The sequence below is a fragment of the Emergencia sp. genome, assembly GCF_048465375.1.
GTDB lineage: Bacteria > Bacillota > Clostridia > Peptostreptococcales > Anaerovoracaceae > Senimuribacter.
The window spans coordinates 18,873-38,414 of the sequence record NZ_DBFWLQ010000011.1 but is presented as its reverse complement, the minus strand read 5'-3'; the positions used below and the strand labels follow the sequence as shown (position 1 = coordinate 38,414).

Here is a 19,542-nt window from a genome sequence, read left to right as displayed (position 1 = left end):
TATTATAACATTCCATATGCTTTGGATGCAGCACCACTTCCGTTTCTTCCCCACACGCGACTGAGAGATTTAATATTATCTAACTTACTGTTGTCTAGGAGCGAGAGAACATAGTAGTCAGAAGTGATTTTTTCAAAAACAAGAATTTTGAAGACAAAATCTCCGCGGTTGCCAAATTTTGATAATTCATCTGTACCATCTGCTGGTTTGCCTTTTAGCTGGATTCTCCAACTACCATTATTAGGAGCAAATTTGATTGTGGAAGGAAAATAGTCTTTTCCTAAGTAATTGATGGTAATATTTTTTTCTCTATTAGTATCTTCTGGATCAACTTCAAAGAATTTAACGCCTCCATACATACGATGGGGATCTGTATATTCATATGGAGTTCCTACAACGGAACCTTCTACGATTTGTCCTAGTTTTGATAAATCAAGAATATTTCTTGATCCACCAGTGGATTTACGCATCTCAAACCAAAATTGTTCATTTGTAAATGCTGGTGTAGTAGTTGGAACATCAATAATATAATCAACATCTGGATTTGTTTTTTCCTTGGAGAACAGTTTTATTGTTTTTTCTCTTGTTATGATAGTAGGAATAGATACCTTTTCAGAACCAAATAGATGATTCTTTTTTTGATTTGCTTTTTCTGCTGATCTTTTTTTGATTGTCTTTATTTTTTGAGAAACTTCTGTATTTATGTAATTAGAATTTAACAAAGTATCAATGTCATCTATTGATTCGATTTTAGTAGAACAAATATATGAAGTATCTGAATATTTATCAATTATTGAATAAATATTGTTCAGTTCACTTTTTTGTGAGGGTAATGAGTATTCCTGGATTGAAGTACTTTCAAAATTTGTCCATAATCCTCCACCAGTTAGATTGTTTGATCCAATGGCGCACCATGCACAAGTGGCATTTTCCAATAGATAGATTTTACTGTGATATGTGGTTGACATATTCTCGGAGTGAATAACATACAATTCATCACATAGAGAAAATAGATTCAAAAGTGCTTCATAAGAAGTACCATCTAAATCTATACCGATAAATGCCCTGATATGTCCAGTAGACTTCTTGAATTTTTCCAGTGAGGATTTTAATCTGAGTACACCACTGTTCTTGGCAAAGGCCGAGAAAATAGTAAGGTTAGAATAATCATAGTTTTCTATTTTGTCTATAAGTATATTACCTAATTGTCCTTGAAATGGTTGATTTAATATCGACATAATAACACCTCCCGAATATAGTATATATTAGAATGGGTGGAAATGACAAATAAAAATATGATTCATAATAAAAATTTTTAACTAGTTATTAGTTCACGTCAAGAGGACAAAGAAATATGGCGAATTTATACCTTTTATAAAATCAATTCTACGGTAAAAACATACGGTCTAGACAGTTACTTTTTGCTCTCTTATCTGAAAGACATATAATATATAGGCTCAAATTGGGAAAATGCCCATTTGGGCCTATTATTGTATGAATTAATACGTTATAACCAGAGCAAGATCCACCCGTGTAATACAGTATTGTCATTTTTACAATTTTGTATTACTTACGAGTAGCAGCCTTGATGAGGATTACGGCCCCATACCCACGTGAAAATATAATTGTTGGCAATTACATTTTAGCAGATACGCAGGCGTATCTGGATAAGCGTCACAGACAACAAAACAATGAAATTTTGATAAGGCATTCACCTGGAATAGGTGAGTGTTTTTTGTTTTCAAGTATTCAATTAACCGAAAAAATAAAAAAATTTCCTTAGAGGGCTGTAAATATGCCTCTCAGCGTTTCGTATTATGTAAGGGTATTTTTGATAGAAAAAAATAAAAAGTTTTCATCAAGAGGCTGTATTTATGCCCTTCATCTTTTGGATATGTGTAAGGACATTTTTTAGCCGGCTTAAAAATGATTTTTACAATAATTTGAAATAGAAACGAGGCGAGAAAAGAATGAAATATGAATACATGAAAGAGTCAGAGCAGATACTTCAGTACTTCCAGTTTCCGAAGTTTTTGTTAAAGCTGCCAATTTCTCAAAATGCAAAATTTCTTTATATGATTTTGTATGACCGGGCACGGATATCGAGAAAGAATAGTTGGATTGATAAGTATGGAAATGTTTATCTGATATTTCCAATAGAAGAATTGTCCAGTCAAATCGGTAAATGTAAATCTTCTGTGAAGATAGCATTGAAGGAATTAGATGAGGTTGGATTGTTGGTTCGCAGATCCGGCGGATTTTCAAAACCTAATCATTTATATGTAAGAATTCCATCTGATGAGATAGGTTTACAGCCGGATGAAAAGATGACTGCGATAGAGTCAGAAAAGCAACCTTCATCTAGTCGTAAAAATGGCTGTGCAGGAGTCGGAAATGTGGCACCTAGTAAAGTAACTGAGAAATATAAAAGAAATAAATATCATGAAGTAAATTATTGCTACGGGGAAGGAGAGAGTTTGTGATGAGAGAAGAAGATACATTGTGTGTGGGCAGTGATGGTTTGCGATATTGCAAAGACTGCGGGGAAGCGAAAGAAGCTTATTTTCCAAATGGTGGATTCATGGGAATGAAGAAACATTCCAGGCAATGTGCCTGTGACAGAAAAGCGTATGAAGAAGAACAAAAATATTTTAAAGACAAAGAGCACCGGGAATTAGTCAGCAGAAATACGAGCATCTGTTTTGAAGAAAGCAGAATGGAAGAGTGGACATTTGAGAATGCAGATATGTCAGATGCGGTAATGCACAGAGCAAAAAACTATGTTGATAACTGGGATGAAATGAAAAGAAATCATATAGGTTGCTTATTCTGGGGACCGGTTGGCACTGGAAAAAGTTATATTGCCGGGTGCATTGCCAATGAACTTCTCAAACGGGAAGTAACGGTAAAGATGACAAATTTCAATACCATTATCGATGATATATTTCCACTGGCAGATAAAACGGAATATATCAATGCATTGGCTTCTTATCAGCTTTTAATTATTGATGATCTTGGAGTGGAACGGAATTCAGAATATGCATTAGGAATTATTTTTAGTGTCATAGACCGCAGAATCCGTTCGGGACGACCTTTGATCATAACAACCAATCTTCCGTTGAAAGAGATAAAAAGCGAAACCATGTTAGATAAAAAGCGTATTTATGACCGTATTTTAGAAATGTGTACGCCCATGTATGTTGGAGGTACGAGTAAACGAGAAGTGATTGCAAGTAAGAAATGGATCAAGCGAAAAAGTTGTTGAATACTAACCGAGGGGAGGAGGAATGCGAATGAACCATATAGAAAAAACAATACCTGTTTGGAAAAAATATTCTTTAAATGTGTCTGAAGCAGCAGAATATTATGGAATTGGAGAAAAAAGATTAAGACAGATTGCAGGTGAAAATGAAGGGGCAGATTTTATTTTGGAAGTCGGTTCTCATATTCGATTTAAAAGAAAATTATTTGAAGAATATCTAGATACAGCCAGTGTAGTTTAAGCAAAAAGAAAGATGGAATAGTAATAAAAATAATGTTCATTTTATCTTAGCGTAGAAAGTGTCTTGTGATATAATCAATACTACCGAGACGGTCTTCCAAGTTAAATGAACATTTGATGAATGAGACTGAATATTATGAGTGAAAAAAGGAGAGATCATAGAGGGCGTATATTACACAATGGAGAAATGCAGTTATCTGATGGCAGATATCGGTTTAAGTATGTAGATGAGATGGGAAAAGAACGCTGCGTATATAGTTGGAGACTGGATCATAATGATGCGACTCCAAAAGGGAAACGTCGCACATCATCACTCAGGGAAATGGAAAAGAAAATCCAGGCAGATCGATTTGACCAAATTGTAACAAATGGCGGAAACATGACGGTGTTGGAACTGGTTGAAAAATATATTTCAACTAGAACTGGTGTCAGACCAACAACGATTGCCGGATACGGGACGGTTATCAATCTTCTGAAGAAAAACCCATTTGGAAAAAGAAGGATTGATATGGTTCGGATTTTTGATGCGAAATGTTGGCTGATACATCTTCAAAAAGTTGAGAAGAAAAGCTACAGTTCCATTCATTCTATCCGTGGAGTTCTTCGCCCGGCATTTCAATTAGCAGTAGACGATGATCTGATTAGGAAAAATCCATTTCAGTTTCAACTGGTGGAAGTGATTGTGAATGACAGTGTGACAAGAGAAGCAATCAGTAGGGCGGAGGAACGCAAGTTCTTACAATTTGTGAAGGATGATCCACATTTCAGTAAATACTATGAAGGTATTTATATACTGTTTAAGACAGGGCTTCGTATCTCCGAATTTTGTGGACTGACTGTTTCTGATATTGATTTTAAAGAACATACAATCAATATTGATCACCAATTGCAGAAGAAATCAAAAATCGGATATTATATTCAAGAAACAAAGACAACCAGCGGAACACGAAAGATACCTATGACTGCGGATGTGGAAGAATGTTTTAAAAAGATTATAGAAAAACGAAACCCACCAAAAGCAGAACCTATGATAGATGGGAAAAGCGGATTTTTATACTTTGATAAGGACGGAAGTATATGCTATTCCTTACACTGGGAACATTACTTTAAGCATATCGTTCAGAAGTATAATAAAATTTACAAAGTTCAGATGCCGAATGTTACACCGCATGTGTGTAGACATACATATAGTTCCAATATGGCAAAGTCGAGAATGAATCCAAAAGCATTACAATATTTGATGGGACATTCAGACATAAGCGTTACATTAAATACATATACGCATGTCAATCTTGAGGATGCCAGAGAAGAAGTCGCCAGACTTCAGATTGTGTATCTATGACTTTAAAGCTTAAAATGGCAAGGTGTAAAACCCTGGAATCTACACCTTATTTTACACCTTTTGCGGTATAACATATGCCATAACACACCAATTTATGCCGAATGGAAATTTTTTACAATGGCTCACAAAGCACGAAATACCAAGAAAAACAAGGAAATGCGAGGTTATGCAACAATGATAAACATACTTTTCATCTGCCATGGCAATATCTGCCGTTCCCCGATGGCAGAATTCATGCTAAAGGCTATGATCGTCCGTCAGGGCTGTTCACACCAATTCCATATCGAGTCCGCTGCGACCAGTCGTGAGGAAATCGGCAACGATATTCACCGTGGTACCAAGGCGAAGCTGCGCGAGGCAGGTATCGCCTTTGAACGCCGTGGCGCCCGACAGGTCATGCCAGATGATTATGATAATTTTGATTATCTCATCGTCATGGATCGGGAAAATATCCGCGGTCTTGCGCGCATCATCAAAACGGATCCCGATGAGAAGATATACAAGCTGCTTGACTTTGCGGGACAGGATCGGGACATCGCTGACCCTTGGTACACAGGGAACTTCGACGATACCTATGAGGATATTCTGATAGGACTCGAAGGTTTGATGGGGTTCCTACAGAAAAAAGCATAAGACATTGCACAGCAGCCCATCGATTGTCAAACCGGGCTGCGCTGCGTCCTGCACTCCCTTTGCAGTTTTAACTTTAGAAGAGATTTTTTGTATTTTGAGTATAAGGAAATGGGAAAATATGATTGATGCCGGATTAAAAACGTCGAAAATAGCCAATTTCGCGGTGATCAAACTGAGGGATTACCAGATATTAATATAAATTTATACTCAAAAACGAATTCATAGGCTCTCCAGGTAAAAATAAACAGCCGAAACAAAAAGTGCAAGTGCTCCCGCTCTTGTCAGATGCTTTTTTAATTTTTAGTGCGTCTTCTTCGTCCTACGAAATCCCTGCCACTCAAAACCAAAAAAACATTCATAAATCCCCCTTAGGAAAATATATTGATAAGGGAGATTTTTTTATTTATGAGAAAAGTACTGATAATTATTTGTGTAATCTTGGCCTTCGTCTTTGGTCTGATGATCTTCGGCTACATATCGGAACCAGGCAGCAAGGTGACGGCAGCCGATTTGCCGTCTGTGCCGTCAGTCAGCGCTCAGCAGGCGATTTTAATCGACGGTAAAACAGGAGAAGTGCTGTTTGAGAAAAATGCCGATGAAAAGGGGTACCCGGCCAGTACCACCAAAATCATGACGGCTCTGGTTGCGCTGGATGTCTGTAAGGAGAGCGGCATCGGTATTGATGAAGAAGTGACCATTCCCAAGGTAGCGGTAGGCGTGGAAGGCTCATCGCTCTACCTGAAGGAAAACGAGAAGAAGACCATAGAGGAGCTGCTCTATGGCGTCATGTTGCGTTCAGGCAATGACGGCGCGACAGCACTGGCAGCCTGTATGGGGGGAAACCTAGAACATTTTATCCGGATGATGAACGAAAAAGCGGAGCGCCTGGGGTGTACAGGCACGAACTTTGTGAACCCCAGCGGTCTCTTTGATGAAAACCACTATACCACTGCGAGAGATTTAGCAAAAATAGCAAAATGTGCGATGGAAAACAAAACTTTTCGCAAAGTAGTAGGCACAAAAACGTGGAAACAGTATACAAATAAGAATAAGACCGTATTCCAGTACGACGGAGCTACAGGTATCAAGATCGGCTTTACTAAGGCGTCCGGCAGGACTTTGGTCGCTTCAGCGAAACGAGGGGACGTGGAAATGATCTGTGTCGTGCTCAACGACGGAGACTGGTTCAACGACGCCTACAGTCTGATGGACTACGGATTTGGAGTAAAGGGGTGTAACAATGAAAAATAACGGATGTATCGACGCAGGAAGAGAAGGTTGTCCTTGCGCCCTAGCCGAATACGGAAAATGCCTTGTCTGCAGCAAACTGTCGGGTGGCAGCTGCGAAGATTGCAATTGGCAGGGATCGTGTATTTATACGCTGTATCAGCAGAACGGCAGGAAATTAGTCAAAGCACGACAGGATAAGACTTATGAAATCGCAGAGACAAAACAGTATGGCGAGAACTTCAAGGTGTTCGTGCTCAAGGCTGATAAAGGGTTTTGTCAGAAAGCGCAGACGGCGGGCGCCTATGTCTTTGTCAGAGCCTCGGAAAGTGAAGAATGGTACGGAATGCCAGTCTCTGTGTTAAAGGCAGAACCGGAGAAGGAGCGGCTGCACCTTGGGATCTCCAGCTGTGGACCAAAGAGCGGCAGCCTGCTTACAGCAGAGAAAACCCTGTGCGTGAGGGGCGTTTACTACAATGCCCTGTCCGGCATGGGCGGGTTAGATGCAGAACCGGAAGGATCGCTGATTTATGCTAAGGGTATCGCTATGGCACCGCTGCGTAATTTCCTAGATGGCGGAACCAGGTACAGTCAGTGGCTGAAAAACATGAACCTTTATGTGGATATTGACAAAGTGGGTTTTGACTTTTTTAAAGACTATTTTGGAGATCTGCCTGTCAGCTCCATCCATGTCAAAGATTTTGCTGGCGATGGCCTTTGCAGTATGGAAGAGATGGGGACGAACGAAAAAATCAATGTCTTTTCATTGACGTCGCCGTATTATGCCGACAAAGTTGAAGCCTCAGCGGGCAAGAAGATTGTCAGACCGACCAAGGGCAACATGTGCTGTGGAGAGGGCGTCTGCGGTGCCTGTACCTATGACGATGAGACGGGCAAGACGATACATAGGTGTAAAGCGAGAATTTAGAGCAAATAAAAAACAAGCACTTTTCTGCAAGTGCTTGTTTCTTTTTGCATTAAAGCATAGGAGCAGCTGGGGTATGATGACTCCCGAAGATATGGTAATTACGCTCATTGGGATAAATACCTTATATGTGTATGCTCCCAGACCTAAAAAGGCTGGCAGGCAGATGAGCAAGATTCCCGCAGAGACAAGCAGCACTTTAATGAAAGACAGTGTTTTAGTTTTCATTTCTATATACCTCCGTTCTTTTCTGCTTTTAGCATACTGCAAGAGGTCGTGCACCGCTATCAAACATGTGTAAAACTTTTGTTAATTATGCGTGAACTGACCGTTGACTCTATCTTTTTATCCCTTGGAAGCACTACGAGCTATGCCCTTGCCGTATATAGAAAGTTTGTGTTATAATGAACGCACTAATGCAACGGCAATGCGGAGGGGAAGCGTTCATTGAAACACGACATGGGATTCAAAATATAAAGGAATTGTCGTGTTATAATAAACGCACTAATGCAACGGCGATGTGGAGAGGAAGCGTTCATTGAAACACGACATGCGATTCAAAATATAAAGGAATTGTCGTGTTATAATAAACGCACTAACTCAACGTGAGGCCGGAAGAAAGGAAAGCGGGGTACTTATTTGATTAAAATCTGTATCTGTGACGACAACATTGAGGACTTGGAATATACCTTTGATCTTGTAAAGGAATTTGCAGAATCGCATTCTGAATATGCGATAAAACTGCGAAAGTTTCAGTCTGCTTATGACCTTCTGGATTGTATTGAAGCGGATTGCAGTTTTGACATATTCATTTTGGACATAGTACTGCCGCATATCAACGGCATCGAGTTGGCGAAGAAAATTCGCCAGCGGAAGGAACCTTGCGAAATTATCTTTGCCAGCACATCCAGAGAATTCGCAGTGGACGCCTTTGAGGTCAACGCTACAAATTATATTGTGAAGCCTATTGCAAAAGAAGATTTTGATCGGATTCTCGAGGAAACGATGAGAAAAATTCAACTCAATAACAGGCGGACTTTGATTATCAAAGTAAAAGGCGGCATGAGAAAAATTGCAACTTCTGATATCATTGTCATCGAGAGTTTCAGCAGGAGAAGGGGAATTTCCTTGCTCAGTGGTGAACAAATTGAAACCGGATCAACACTGGCCTCTCTATTTGAACTGTTAGATGATTACGATCAATTTTTTATGCCCCACAGAGCGTATATTGTCAATTTGGAGCATATAAGCAGCATCATGGGAAGTGATATTCTGATGTGTGACGGCCAGAGAATCCCCATCTCCAGAAATTGCGGCAAAGGTTTAAAAGACGCTTATTTGAAATTCTTGTTCCAATAGCATACATTTTGAGCAAAAATTTCTGCATTTCAGACAAAAAGTGATAAATTTCGACCTTTCTGTTGTAAAATATACATAGTACATCAAGGACACATTATAGATTGTTTTACGTATGTCCTTTTTCGTAACTACATAAAACTTTTTCCTAGAAGCGTCATGCTCAGCATCCCAAAAGAGCATGATGTTTCTTTTTTTCTTCTGCGCGATCCCTCACACCTTCAAAGTCGCAAAAGCAGAGCCTTTGAGACTTGACAACCTGGGGCAAAATCGTTAAGATAGAAAGAGTACATTATCATAGAAAGGCGAGATGAAAAATGAAAAGAATCAAGACAATAGAAACGAGAAACCTAGAAAAGAGCATCAAAGACGGCGGATGCGGCGAATGCCAGACTTCCTGCCAGTCAGCTTGTAAGACTTCCTGCGGTGTTGCCAATCAGGAGTGCGAGAAGAAGAACTAATGATACATCAATATAAACTGAACGGATACAATATCGTTTTAGACGTTTATAGCGGATCGGTACATGTGGTGGATGATGTTGCGTATGACATCATCCACGATTATTTTTCTGCAGAAAAAGAGAAGCTGGTGGAACAGCTCTTAGAGAAATACAGAGACGAGCCAGACGTAAACCGCGAGGAACTTTTAGAGGTCTTTGACGATATTGAAGAATTGAAAAAACAGAAAAAGCTGTTCTCTGAAGACATCTATGAACCAGGCGCTTACAATCTGAAAAACCGCCATACGGAGGTCAAAGCCTTGTGCCTGCACGTAGCCCATACCTGTAATCTCAACTGTACATACTGCTTTGCCAGCCAGGGTAACTTTAACGGCGAAAGAGGGCTGATGAGTTTTGAAACAGGAAAACGGGCCTTGGACTTTTTGATCGAGAACTCGGGTGACCGCAGAAACCTGGAAGTGGATTTCTTCGGCGGCGAGCCGCTGATGAACTGGCAGGTTGTAAAAGATCTGGTCCGCTATGCCCGCAGCATCGAAAAAGATCATGGCAAGAACTTTCGCTTTACGCTGACCACCAACGGCGTGGGCATCGACGACGATGTGATCGACTTTGCCAATAAAGAGATGCACAATGTAGTTCTCAGCCTGGACGGAAGGAAGGAAGTACACGACAGGCTGCGCAGAACGATCAATGATGAAGGCAGCTACGATATGATTATACCTAAGTTCAAAAAGCTGGTGGACGCCAGAGGGGGCAAGGGTTACTACATGCGCGGCACCTTCACCCACAACAATGTGGATTTTACAGAAGATATTTTCCATATGGCCGATATGGGATTTACAGAGCTTTCTATGGAACCAGTGGTCTGTCCGCCAGAGGATCCTTTTGCTCTGACGGAAGAAGATCTGCCGAAGCTCTTTGAACAATATGAGATTTTGGCCAAGGAGATGATTGAACGCAAGAAGGCAGGCAAGGGCTTCACCTTCTATCATTATATGATCGATCTGACTCACGGACCGTGCATCTACAAGAGAATCTCCGGCTGCGGTTCGGGAACAGAGTATTTTGCGGTGACGCCTTGGGGGGACCTCTACCCATGCCATCAGTTTGTAGGCGACGAGAAGTACAAGATGGGCGACATATGGCAGGGCGTGACCAACGAAGCCATACGCCAGGACTTCAAGATGTGCAACGTCTACGCGCGCGAAGAGTGTAAAGACTGCTGGGCCAGGTTTTACTGCAGCGGCGGCTGTGCGGCCAATGCCTATCATGCGACGGATTCTATCAAAGGCGTCTACGACTACGGCTGCCAGCTCTTTAAAAAGAGAATGGAATGCGCCATTATGATGCAGGTTGCGGAAACAAACTGATATGAATAAAAAACATGTCCTCATTACATCTTTACGTTGTTTGAGGACCTTTTTATGTGGTAAGATATGATTATAGCTAATACTGTATACATCAAAGGAGGTAAATTTATGGCCAAAATTATTGGAAGTCCTAGCAGATATGTGCAGGGCAAAGGGGAATTGAAGAACTTATGTGCTCATGCGGGTAACTTTGGTAAAAAACTCTTTATTCTCACCAGTGCTTCTGGCAGAAAAAGAGTTGAACCTGCAATCGCTCTTGGTCAAGGGGAGGCAGAGATTGTCTATGAAGTTTTTAATGGAGAATGCTGCAAGACTGAAATTGAACGGGTGAAAGCTGCCTGCCAGACTGCCGGCTGTGAAGTCATCGTCGGCATCGGCGGCGGAAAAATTCACGACACTGCCAAGGCTGCTGCCCATTATCTGGGCATGCCGGTGGTGATTGTACCAACCATCGCTTCCACTGATGCACCTTGCAGCGCGCTGTCCGTTATCTATACCGACGACGGCGTTTTCGAAGAGTATCTGTTCCTGCCAGCCAGCCCTAATATGGTTCTGGTAGATACTGATATTGTCAGCAAAGCACCGGTACGCCTGTTGATTTCTGGCATGGGAGACGCTCTGGCAACCTATTTTGAAGCGAGAGCCTGCCTGCAGTCTGACGCGTCCAACTGCGTGGGCGGCAAAGCCACTTTGGCGGCGATGGCTCTGGCGAAGCTTTGCTATGAGACTTTGATGACGGATGGCGTCAATGCGATGCTGGCTGTCAAGGAAGGCGTATGCACCAAGGCGGTAGAGAATATCATCGAAGCCAACACGTATCTGTCCGGTATCGGTTTTGAGAGCGGCGGTCTTGCGGGTGCCCATGCCATCCACAATGGATTGACCGCTATCGAAGAAACCCACAGTTTGTATCACGGTGAAAAGGTCGCTTTTGGTACTTTGGTGCAGCTGGTACTTGAAAATGCACCGGAAGAAGAGATTGCAGAGGTGCTGGATTTCTGTATGGAAGTGGGACTGCCTGTAACTCTGGGCGATTTGGGCATCAAAGAAGTCAAGGCTGACCAGATTATGGAAGTTGCAAAGCTGGCTGCCGGGGAAAACGACACCCTGGGCAACATGCCATTTGCAGTGACGCCGGAAGATGTCTACGCTGCCATCATGGGAGCGGACGCTCTGGGCAGATATTACAAAGGTGAATAAGAACTTCTTAAGGGGCTGCAGATGCAGCCCTTTTTATGTATAGAAAAAGTCACTTCTACATATCCTAATGATAAAATTGAAAATTTAGGATGTGATGAATTTGGCAAATCTTTATACGAAAACAGGAGACGGAGGAGAGACCGGCCTGGTTGGCGGCAGCAGAGTCAGAAAGGACAGTGCCAGGGTGAATTGTTATGGAACCATGGACGAAGTGAACGCGATGTTGGGAGTTGCTTATGCTCTGACTCATAACGATTATATCAAAGAATGCATCGATGACATGCAGCATACCTTGTTTCGTGTCGGTGCTGAACTGGCCAGCGACAAGAGAGGATTGGTCCTTTTGGCAGACGACGTGATAGGCGAAAAAGACGTTACGGAATTGGAAGGGATAGTGGATCGCTGCACCTTGACCACAGGGGTACAGACCGAGTTTGTCATTCCAGGCGTAAATCCTGCATCGGCAGCTCTTCATGTGGCCAGAACCATCGTTCGCAGAGGAGAGCGGGCAATCATCGCGGCCAGGGAGGAAATAGAGGTGCGCGACGTATTACTGAAATATGTCAACCGCTTGTCCGATGCGGTCTATGCTTTGGCCAGACTGGAGGAAACCGTTTGTCAGCAGGACCAGGGCAAGAGCAAAAGCCGCTGCTGGCCGTCTCGCTAGAGGCAGAGAGACGGCAGTTCTGTGAGAGCATGAATTGCAGGTACACTGCGATTTACCTGTCCAAACCCATAGGCGGCGTGAATAAAAGGAATCGCGGCTAGATCTGCGGCATCCAGGTCGCCCTGGGTGTCACCTACATAAACTGCCGAAGTCAATTGATTGCGAGTCATGATATCTCTGATGTTTTCTCCTTTCGACTGGCCGCTGCTGCCCTCCCACTGAAAGTCCTTAAAATAGTGATTCAGCTTGTGGACGTTCATAAAGGTTTCGATATAACCTTCTTGACAATTGCTGACGATAAATAAATCGTGCTGTCCGGCTAGGGTGCGGAGCGTTTTTTCCAAATGTGGATAAAGGGTACCGCCGCTCTGTTCCAGATAGACCAGCTCCTCCAGGCAGCAATCCTTTACAACCTGCAGGCTTTCTGCCAAAGGAGCGTCAGGCAGTATTCTCTGTGCAATCTGTACAGCTGTTTTTCCCATACAGCCTTTGATATCCTGATGACTGAGTCTGTTTTCTTTTCCATTACGTTGTAAGACGATGTTCCACGCTGGCAGAATCTGCAGAGTAGAATCCCACAATGTGCCGTCCAAATCAAATATAATTCCCTGATACATGAATAATACCTCCTTGTTACTGCTATATTATAATATTTTTTCCCCTATGACAAGAGAAAAATAATTAGTGACTTGACAAAATGAAATTGCTGATATAATATAATGTAGTAATGAAAATTATATTTGGAGACATAAAAAATCATTTATGGCATATAATAAGAATAGAAATTGACAGTAGGAGGCGAGTTTTATGGCAGATAGAACTTTAAAAAGATATACAGTAGGAGAAGAGATTTTTAACAGCGTGTCCCACGGCGTGGGGTCGCTGCTGGCAATTGGCGGCACGGCACTGCTAGTGGTCATGTCAGCAGCCCACGGCAGCGCTTTAGCCCTTGGAGCCAGCTTGATTTACGGAATCTCTCTGATCGTGCTCTACACCATGTCCACGGTATACCACGCGGTGGCTAATCCAAAAGCAAAAGAAATTTTGCGGATTTTTGATCATACATCGATCTTCCTTTTAATCGCGGGAAGTTATACCCCGTTTTGTCTGGTAGCCCTTTCAGGAAACAGCAGGGGACTGGCGGTGATTATCGCCGTGTGGGCCTGCGCAGTTTTGGGCATCGTGCTCAACGCCATTGATTTGAAAAAGACAGAGAAATTTGGAACTGTCCTCTATGTCATCATGGGATGGTCAATTTTGGCAGTGTTCAAAGATATCATCCATGTGCTGCCATCACCAGCGTTCTGGCTTCTTCTCATCGGCGGAATCAGCTACACAGGCGGACTGGTATTTTACGCATTGAAGAACGTAAAATACATGCACAGTATATGGCACTTATTTGTCCTGGCGGGCAGCGTGCTCCACTATCTATGCATCTCAATTTACGTTTTGCCTATGGCTTATTAATTCTTCCAACAAAATGACATATAGACGTGCCCTGGTATCATATGAATACTATACGGGGATACGATGTAAAACGGCATACCCTGGAGGGGTATGCCGCCTTTCGTTTTCGGGAGAAATGCCATAAAAAGATGTTTTTTTCTAAATTTAGGCAGATTTTCAGGTGGTTTGAAGGGCAGAAGCAGGAAAAATGGGATGTCCTTACAAATTGAAGCAAAAATGTTAAAGATTTTTGGATAATAAATGCTAATTTATGAGCGTAATCTTGAGAATACCCTGATGATGGCACTGAAATATGCCATAATTTCCTTGAAAATAGTACATATCAGGCGTTATGTACGTTATCCCCGATACTCGGAAAAGTAAATTGGAGGTTCATATGGCAAAAATCGTAATTATCGGCGGCGGCTGGTCTGGCTGTGCTGCCGCCATCGCAGCAAGAAAAACGGGAGCGGAGGTAGAAATACTGGAACGGACTGATCTGCTTCTGGGACTAGGAAACGTAGGAGGAATCATGAGAAACAATGGCCGTTTTACTGCGACCGAAGAGAACATAGCCATGGGCGCAGACGAGCTCTTTGCTATTACAGATAAATGCGCGACCCACAAAAATGTAAATTTCCCAGGTCACGACCACGCAACTTTTTACAATGTCGTCAAAGTGGAGCCAGAAGTGAGGCGGCTGATGAGAGAAATGGATATCGAAGTACATCTGATAACGAGGATCACAGACGTCATCAAAGAGGACGGCAAGATTACTGCGCTGGAATCGGCGGACGGCGAACGCTTTGACGGCGACGTCTTTGTCGACTGCACGGGAACCACGGGGCCCATGGGAAACTGCATGGAATTCGGCAACGGCTGCAGCATGTGTGTGTTACGTTGTCCTGCTTTTGGCCCCCGCGTCAGCATTTCAGAAAAAGCCGGCGGCCACGACTATTATGGAAAGCGGGCGGACGGTACGCCCGGTGCTTTCAGTGGTTCCTGCAAGCTGGAAAAATCCAGTCTGTCAGAGTCAATTGTAAAAGAACTCAATGAAAAAGGCGTAGTTGTTGTGCCGCTGCCAAAGGAATTGATCAACGAAAGCAAACTTTCGAAAAAAGTATGCCGTCAATATGCCCTGCCGCCTTTTGCTGAGAATGTGATTTTGATTGATACGGGCTATGCCAAAATGATGACGCCGTACTTCCCATTGGCTGAATTACGCCAGGTAACAGGCTTTGAAAATGCTCGTTTCGTCGATCCTTATGCAGGCGGAAAGGGGAATTCTATCAGATACACGGCCGTCACTGAAAGAGATCCTTTCATGAAGGTGAGAGACGTTGATAATCTGTTCTGCGGCGGTGAAAAATCCGGACTATTCATCGGTCATACGGAGGCTATTTCTACAGGTTCATTGGCCGGGCACAATGCGGGCAGAGCAGCGCGCGGTAAAACGCTGATCACACTGCCGGAATCAACCGCTATCGGCTCTCTTCTTACATACGAAAAGCCAGACGGGGGCATGATTACCTTTGCCGGAGATGAATTCTTTGCGCACATGAAGGAGACGGGACTTTACACCACTGACAAAGATAAAATCGCAGATCGCATTGAGGCGGCAGGTCTGACAGGGATATATAACTCTTTTAATTAATCGCGTTTTGTGTTAAAATCACTAAAGACAAAGTGAACGGAGAGAAACTAATGAGAATTAACAAATATATTGCACAGGCTGGTGTAGCCAGCCGCAGAAAAGCAGATGAACTCATTGCCAATGGCAACGTTAAAGTCAACGGTCTGATTTTAAAGGAGCCGGGCTATGACGTTGTCAGTGGTGATGTAGTGGAGGTCAACGGCAGGAGAATTGAAGCGGAGGAAAAGAAGGTATACATCCTTCTCAACAAGCCAGTTGGCTACATCACCAGCGTCAGCGACGACAGGGACAGGCTGACCGTCATGGATCTGGTTCAGGATGTGGACGCGAGAATTTTCCCTGTGGGCCGTCTGGACTATAATACCTCGGGTATGCTGATCATGACCAACGACGGAGATTTCGCCTATACCTTATCCCATCCTAAACACGAGATGCCGAAAACGTATCGAGCTGTGGTGGCCGGCGTGCTGTCAAACGAAAAGTGCGCGAAACTCCGAGAAGGCGTGGACATCGGCGGTTTTGTCACATCAAAGGCAAAGGTGGAGATCGTCAAAGGACATCCCCGGAATACGGTGGTGGACATCACCATCCACGAGGGCAAAAATCGCCAGGTCCGCAAGATGTTCAAGGCTGTCGGCAACAACGTGCAGAGTCTTGAGCGTATCGCCATCGGTGACGTAAAACTGGGAAGGCTGGCAGAAGGACATTATCGGAAACTGACCAGGGAAGAGATCGAGTATTTGAAGAATGGAAGATAAAAACAAAAAGGATTGCGAATCAGTAGAAAGACTACTGTTTCCACAATCCTTTTTTGTTTTGCCAGATGATTGGGCAGTTATGATCGTAAAGGCGCTTAGCAGGCAGCCGGGGACATCGCTCCCTCCGCAAAAAATTATTTCTCCGTCATTCCTCCTTTTGCGTCATCACGATAGATGCCGAAGAAAAACATATCTGTCATCTTGCGAAGGATTTCCGTGTCCTTAGAAAAATCGAGACCGTGGGCGGTACAGTACTGATAGGCGTTGAACTCGATAGTGGAATAAAGATAGGCGGCTACCTCCAAGTCAATGTCGTCCTTTAAGATACCGCGCTCTTGGTCCTTTGCCAGATAGTCTTTCAGCTTTTCCAGATAATCCGGCGTTGCCGTATCACTGAACACTAAGCCTTGAAATAATCCGGTGTTTTGAAAAATAATATTTGCCAAGTCACTGCCTACTTGACCTTTTTTTAAGTCTAAGCCGATTTCTTTTTTTGAATAATCATACAAAGTATCTGACTCCGCCAAAGTCTGAGGCCGTTCTTTGTTGCTGTTAAAAACGCAGAAAAACAAGTCGTCTTTGTCATAAAAATACTTGTAGATGCTGCCGACCGAGATGCCTGCTTTGTCTGCAATGCGATTGACACTGCTCTTTTCGTATTGATCTTTATATTCAATAAACTCGTCCTCTGCCGCGTCGAGGATTCGTTGCTGTTTCTCTGGCGGCAATTTCAAAAATGTTCTTTTTGGCATGGATATTCCTCCTCTTTCTTATCTTGTTTTAACACAAATTTCCTTTTGGCGCAAGGAGAAAACCGCCAATCACCCTCCTTACGATATCCTTATGCTTTTTGGGTGTATCAGGACATTCTCGCGTAACCGGGCTGCTATCTGGAGGCCTACACAAGGGGGTATATTTGATTATGGTTACTTTTGGCTTAAATTCCTCCACTCCAAACATCGCTTAAAACCTAGAAAAGTAACCGTTTACAGATGTTTTACAGATTCTGCAAGCAATATGAACTATTTTCATGAGGAATGGTTCCCGATGTTGTTGTAAAGTTATGCGAAACCTCTAAAACTGTATCAAAAAACCTAACCGTTTCGTAGAAGCGGCTCATCCTATACCCCCATACCCTATACGCCTAGATAATAGAATTCAGTATTTTTTGAAAAAACAACAAATATCGATTGACTTGAAGAGGAAAAAGGTGTATAAAAAAAGTGAGTCGACTCACTTTTGCTAAAACGATCTTTTGACGAGGTGTACCGCCAGCGATAAATCTAGTGATGAATACAGTCTGGTGAGAACACCTATGGAGGAAATTATGAAAAAAGAAATAAAGGCGGCCTCTGGGCTGAGCCTGGACAGAGAATTCAGTTTTCGCGCTATCTTCTTTGGCGTGATGATCGGCCTTCTTCTCATGGCGCTGATGATGTATCTGGATGCGGTATTAGGTCTGGATACTGATGTGGCACCGATTGCGTCTATGATTGGCGTCCTTCTGATTCCGCTTTTTGGCGGTCCCACCAACAGACGAGAAGTCAACATCATGCAGACCTGTGCGACGGCGACTACTTTTGCCGCCTATTCGCTGACTGGTAATATCGTGCCGTTGCTGATGATGGGAGAGCGATTAGAAGTGCTGCCGACCTTTGTACTGCTATTGCTTGCAGATGCCATCGGTATCTGCTTTGTATCCATACTCCGAGACCAGTTTGTTTACGATAAAAATCTGCCTTTTCCCGGCGCGGTCATGTGCACTACGGCGATGGACCAAATTGATGCTAAAGACAAGAGTTCGACGAAGCTGTTGTTTGGCGCAGTGGCCTTCAGTGTAGTGATTTCCTTTTTGCAGAACATGGAATATCTGCCGTATTTGGCAGACTTTACGCCTTTTCTGCCAGAGAACGGTATGACCTTGGGTATTTTGATTATGCCTCTGATGCTGGGCATGGGATATGTGCTGGGCTCGAGAAATGCGCTCTGCATGTTGGTGACCAGTTTATTGATCTGCCTCATCGAAGCCCCTGTTGGCACGAGCCGCGGTTGGTTCGCAAACCCCGCCGAGGACTACTTTTCGGAAATTCAGGACTTTAACCTGCCGATTGTAATCGGCATTGCACTTTTGGCGGCAGTAATTCCCATCTGCAGACAATGGAGAGCCATCGTCCACGCCTTTCAGTTCAAAAAAGACGCGGACCAAAAAAGCGACCGAGACTATTCGCTGAAATCTATCCTGATTCTGCTCCTGGTACTGAGTGCTGCCATGATCGCCTTCTGCAACGCTTATTATCAGATCAAAGTCATCCACCTGGTCATCTGCACGGTGGTAAGCCTGCTCTTTGCCATGATTGCAGTCAGAGTTTCTGCGGAATCAGGTTTAAGTGCAGGACTGGCGCTGAACATTTTTATGATCGTAATTTCCTACGGGCTGACTGGCAATGCAGTATTCTCCATGCTAATCGCCTTTATGAACTTCAATACTTTCATTCTGGCGCAGGATACCATGTATGATTTGAAAATCGGACAGATGGTCAGCGCTTCTCCTAAGAAGCAGATTAAGGCGCAGTTTATCGGCATTTTTTTCGGATGCCTGGCAGGTACGGCTCTGTTCTATGCAATCATCAAAGTCTTCGGCCTCAACGACGAGCTGTTCACATTCCCTTTTGGAAACATGTATTATGCAGTGATTAACGGCATTTCTGAAGGCGGCGTTTCAACCCTGTTCAATCCAGGGCGATTCGCAATAGGCGGGGTCTTGGGCGCAGTGCTTTCGCTGATCGGCTTGCCGGCAGGAGGTATCGCGCTAGCTATGTATCTGGCGCCGAAGACCATTCTGGGTATTGCCTTGGGAGGCATGATCCGCCTAGCTGTGGAAAAGACAAAAGGCATCGCTTTTGCTGAAAAAATGGATAATGTGGCGACGGGATTAGTCATCGGAGATGCAATGGTCTGCGTACTGATGGTCATCATCACGATGGTGACGTTTTGATAGGGG

General features: G+C 43.4%; 19 protein-coding genes. 16 read left to right on the top strand and 3 right to left on the bottom strand.

What is annotated here, in order from left to right; translation table 11 throughout:
- Positions 1-2: 2 nt before the first annotated feature.
- A complete protein-coding gene (locus tag ACMQ5W_RS09360; RefSeq protein ID WP_419024947.1) occupies positions 3-1,238 on the bottom strand; it encodes a hypothetical protein in 1,236 nt (411 codons plus the stop codon).
- A 732-nt stretch (positions 1,239-1,970) separates the two neighbouring features.
- Between ACMQ5W_RS09360 and ACMQ5W_RS09355 the strand changes: the two genes are divergently transcribed.
- From ACMQ5W_RS09355 to ACMQ5W_RS09300, 12 genes are all read left to right on the top strand, one after another.
- Positions 1,971-2,483, top strand: coding sequence for a replication initiator protein A (locus ACMQ5W_RS09355; protein ID WP_419024946.1), 513 nt, complete (start codon positions 1,971-1,973; stop codon positions 2,481-2,483).
- Positions 2,483-3,265 (top strand): ATP-binding protein, encoded by a 783-nt coding sequence (locus ACMQ5W_RS09350; RefSeq protein WP_419024945.1) that lies wholly within the window; start codon positions 2,483-2,485, stop codon positions 3,263-3,265. Before ACMQ5W_RS09355 ends, ACMQ5W_RS09350 begins: the two co-directional genes overlap by 1 nt.
- Before the next feature lie 28 nt (positions 3,266-3,293).
- Positions 3,294-3,503, top strand: a complete 210-nt coding sequence (locus tag ACMQ5W_RS09345) for a MerR family transcriptional regulator (RefSeq protein WP_419024944.1) — start codon at positions 3,294-3,296, stop codon at positions 3,501-3,503.
- A 135-nt stretch (positions 3,504-3,638) separates the two neighbouring features.
- Positions 3,639-4,844 carry a tyrosine-type recombinase/integrase gene (locus ACMQ5W_RS09340; RefSeq protein ID WP_419024943.1) on the top strand — a complete coding sequence of 402 codons (1,206 nt, stop codon included), beginning with the start codon at positions 3,639-3,641 and terminating at the stop codon, positions 4,842-4,844.
- Between the two features lie 174 nt (positions 4,845-5,018).
- On the top strand, positions 5,019-5,477 hold the full coding sequence (locus ACMQ5W_RS09335; protein ID WP_419024942.1) for a low molecular weight protein-tyrosine-phosphatase: 459 nt from the start codon (positions 5,019-5,021) through the stop codon (positions 5,475-5,477).
- A gap of 405 nt (positions 5,478-5,882) precedes the next feature.
- The gene (locus ACMQ5W_RS09330) at positions 5,883-6,728 is read left to right on the top strand and encodes a D-alanyl-D-alanine carboxypeptidase family protein (protein ID WP_419024941.1); all 846 of its coding nucleotides are present in this window, start codon (positions 5,883-5,885) and stop codon (positions 6,726-6,728) included.
- On the top strand, positions 6,718-7,632 hold the full coding sequence (locus ACMQ5W_RS09325) for a hypothetical protein (RefSeq protein ID WP_419024940.1): 915 nt from the start codon (positions 6,718-6,720) through the stop codon (positions 7,630-7,632). Before ACMQ5W_RS09330 ends, ACMQ5W_RS09325 begins: the two co-directional genes overlap by 11 nt.
- 636 nt (positions 7,633-8,268) lie before the next feature.
- Positions 8,269-8,988, top strand: coding sequence for a LytR/AlgR family response regulator transcription factor (locus tag ACMQ5W_RS09320; protein ID WP_419024939.1), 720 nt, complete (start codon positions 8,269-8,271; stop codon positions 8,986-8,988).
- Between the two features lie 314 nt (positions 8,989-9,302).
- Entirely contained in the window at positions 9,303-9,446 is a 144-nt protein-coding gene (scfA, locus tag ACMQ5W_RS09315; RefSeq protein ID WP_067535701.1) for a six-cysteine ranthipeptide SCIFF, read from the top strand.
- On the top strand, positions 9,446-10,816 hold the full coding sequence (gene scfB, locus ACMQ5W_RS09310) for a thioether cross-link-forming SCIFF peptide maturase (RefSeq protein ID WP_419024938.1): 1,371 nt from the start codon (positions 9,446-9,448) through the stop codon (positions 10,814-10,816). Before scfA ends, scfB begins: the two co-directional genes overlap by 1 nt.
- Positions 10,817-10,924: 108 nt before the next feature.
- On the top strand, positions 10,925-12,016 hold the full coding sequence (locus ACMQ5W_RS09305) for a glycerol dehydrogenase (RefSeq protein WP_419024937.1): 1,092 nt from the start codon (positions 10,925-10,927) through the stop codon (positions 12,014-12,016).
- A gap of 100 nt (positions 12,017-12,116) precedes the next feature.
- Positions 12,117-12,683 (top strand): cob(I)yrinic acid a,c-diamide adenosyltransferase, encoded by a 567-nt coding sequence (locus ACMQ5W_RS09300; RefSeq protein ID WP_419024936.1) that lies wholly within the window; start codon positions 12,117-12,119, stop codon positions 12,681-12,683.
- Here the strand turns inward: ACMQ5W_RS09300 and ACMQ5W_RS09295 are convergent.
- The gene (locus ACMQ5W_RS09295) at positions 12,680-13,300 is read right to left on the bottom strand and encodes an HAD family hydrolase (RefSeq protein WP_419024935.1); all 621 of its coding nucleotides are present in this window, start codon (positions 13,298-13,300) and stop codon (positions 12,680-12,682) included. The two genes, ACMQ5W_RS09300 and ACMQ5W_RS09295, sit on opposite strands and share 4 nt — an antisense overlap.
- Before the next feature lie 190 nt (positions 13,301-13,490).
- On the opposite strand from ACMQ5W_RS09295, the gene trhA reads away from it, so the two are divergent.
- From trhA to ACMQ5W_RS09280, 3 genes are all read left to right on the top strand, one after another.
- Positions 13,491-14,150, top strand: a complete 660-nt coding sequence (gene trhA / locus ACMQ5W_RS09290) for a PAQR family membrane homeostasis protein TrhA (protein WP_419024934.1) — start codon at positions 13,491-13,493, stop codon at positions 14,148-14,150.
- Between the two features lie 331 nt (positions 14,151-14,481).
- Positions 14,482-15,783: an FAD-dependent oxidoreductase gene (locus tag ACMQ5W_RS09285; protein ID WP_419024933.1), complete on the top strand. Its 1,302-nt coding sequence runs from the start codon at positions 14,482-14,484 to the stop codon at positions 15,781-15,783.
- Positions 15,784-15,833: 50 nt separating this feature from the next.
- The gene (locus ACMQ5W_RS09280) at positions 15,834-16,541 is read left to right on the top strand and encodes a pseudouridine synthase (RefSeq protein ID WP_419024932.1); all 708 of its coding nucleotides are present in this window, start codon (positions 15,834-15,836) and stop codon (positions 16,539-16,541) included.
- Positions 16,542-16,675: 134 nt separating this feature from the next.
- Here the strand turns inward: ACMQ5W_RS09280 and ACMQ5W_RS09275 are convergent, their stop codons facing one another.
- On the bottom strand, positions 16,676-17,293 hold the full coding sequence (locus ACMQ5W_RS09275) for a TetR/AcrR family transcriptional regulator (RefSeq protein ID WP_419024931.1): 618 nt from the start codon (positions 17,291-17,293) through the stop codon (positions 16,676-16,678).
- 575 nt (positions 17,294-17,868) lie between these two features.
- Between ACMQ5W_RS09275 and ACMQ5W_RS09270 the strand changes: the two genes are divergently transcribed.
- Complete coding sequence (locus ACMQ5W_RS09270) at positions 17,869-19,536, top strand: OPT/YSL family transporter (protein WP_419024930.1); 1,668 nt, start codon at positions 17,869-17,871, stop codon at positions 19,534-19,536.
- Positions 19,537-19,542: the final 6 nt, after the last annotated feature.

What these genes read in the sequence shown, in the direction of transcription:
- ACMQ5W_RS09360 (WP_419024947.1), bottom strand. Translation starts at nt 1,238, where the DNA reads ATGTCGATATTAAATCAACCATTTCAAGGACAATTAGGTAATATACTT.
- ACMQ5W_RS09355 (WP_419024946.1), top strand. Translation starts at nt 1,971, where the DNA reads ATGAAATATGAATACATGAAAGAGTCAGAGCAGATACTTCAGTACTTC.
- ACMQ5W_RS09350 (WP_419024945.1), top strand. Translation starts at nt 2,483, where the DNA reads ATGAGAGAAGAAGATACATTGTGTGTGGGCAGTGATGGTTTGCGATAT.
- ACMQ5W_RS09345 (WP_419024944.1), top strand. Translation starts at nt 3,294, where the DNA reads ATGAACCATATAGAAAAAACAATACCTGTTTGGAAAAAATATTCTTTA.
- ACMQ5W_RS09340 (WP_419024943.1), top strand. Translation starts at nt 3,639, where the DNA reads ATGAGTGAAAAAAGGAGAGATCATAGAGGGCGTATATTACACAATGGA.
- ACMQ5W_RS09335 (WP_419024942.1), top strand. Translation starts at nt 5,019, where the DNA reads ATGATAAACATACTTTTCATCTGCCATGGCAATATCTGCCGTTCCCCG.
- ACMQ5W_RS09330 (WP_419024941.1), top strand. Translation starts at nt 5,883, where the DNA reads ATGAGAAAAGTACTGATAATTATTTGTGTAATCTTGGCCTTCGTCTTT.
- ACMQ5W_RS09325 (WP_419024940.1), top strand. Translation starts at nt 6,718, where the DNA reads ATGAAAAATAACGGATGTATCGACGCAGGAAGAGAAGGTTGTCCTTGC.
- scfA (WP_067535701.1), top strand. Translation starts at nt 9,303, where the DNA reads ATGAAAAGAATCAAGACAATAGAAACGAGAAACCTAGAAAAGAGCATC.
- scfB (WP_419024938.1), top strand. Translation starts at nt 9,446, where the DNA reads ATGATACATCAATATAAACTGAACGGATACAATATCGTTTTAGACGTT.
- ACMQ5W_RS09305 (WP_419024937.1), top strand. Translation starts at nt 10,925, where the DNA reads ATGGCCAAAATTATTGGAAGTCCTAGCAGATATGTGCAGGGCAAAGGG.
- ACMQ5W_RS09295 (WP_419024935.1), bottom strand. Translation starts at nt 13,300, where the DNA reads ATGTATCAGGGAATTATATTTGATTTGGACGGCACATTGTGGGATTCT.
- trhA (WP_419024934.1), top strand. Translation starts at nt 13,491, where the DNA reads ATGGCAGATAGAACTTTAAAAAGATATACAGTAGGAGAAGAGATTTTT.
- ACMQ5W_RS09285 (WP_419024933.1), top strand. Translation starts at nt 14,482, where the DNA reads ATGTACGTTATCCCCGATACTCGGAAAAGTAAATTGGAGGTTCATATG.
- ACMQ5W_RS09280 (WP_419024932.1), top strand. Translation starts at nt 15,834, where the DNA reads ATGAGAATTAACAAATATATTGCACAGGCTGGTGTAGCCAGCCGCAGA.
- ACMQ5W_RS09275 (WP_419024931.1), bottom strand. Translation starts at nt 17,293, where the DNA reads ATGCCAAAAAGAACATTTTTGAAATTGCCGCCAGAGAAACAGCAACGA.
- ACMQ5W_RS09270 (WP_419024930.1), top strand. Translation starts at nt 17,869, where the DNA reads ATGAAAAAAGAAATAAAGGCGGCCTCTGGGCTGAGCCTGGACAGAGAA.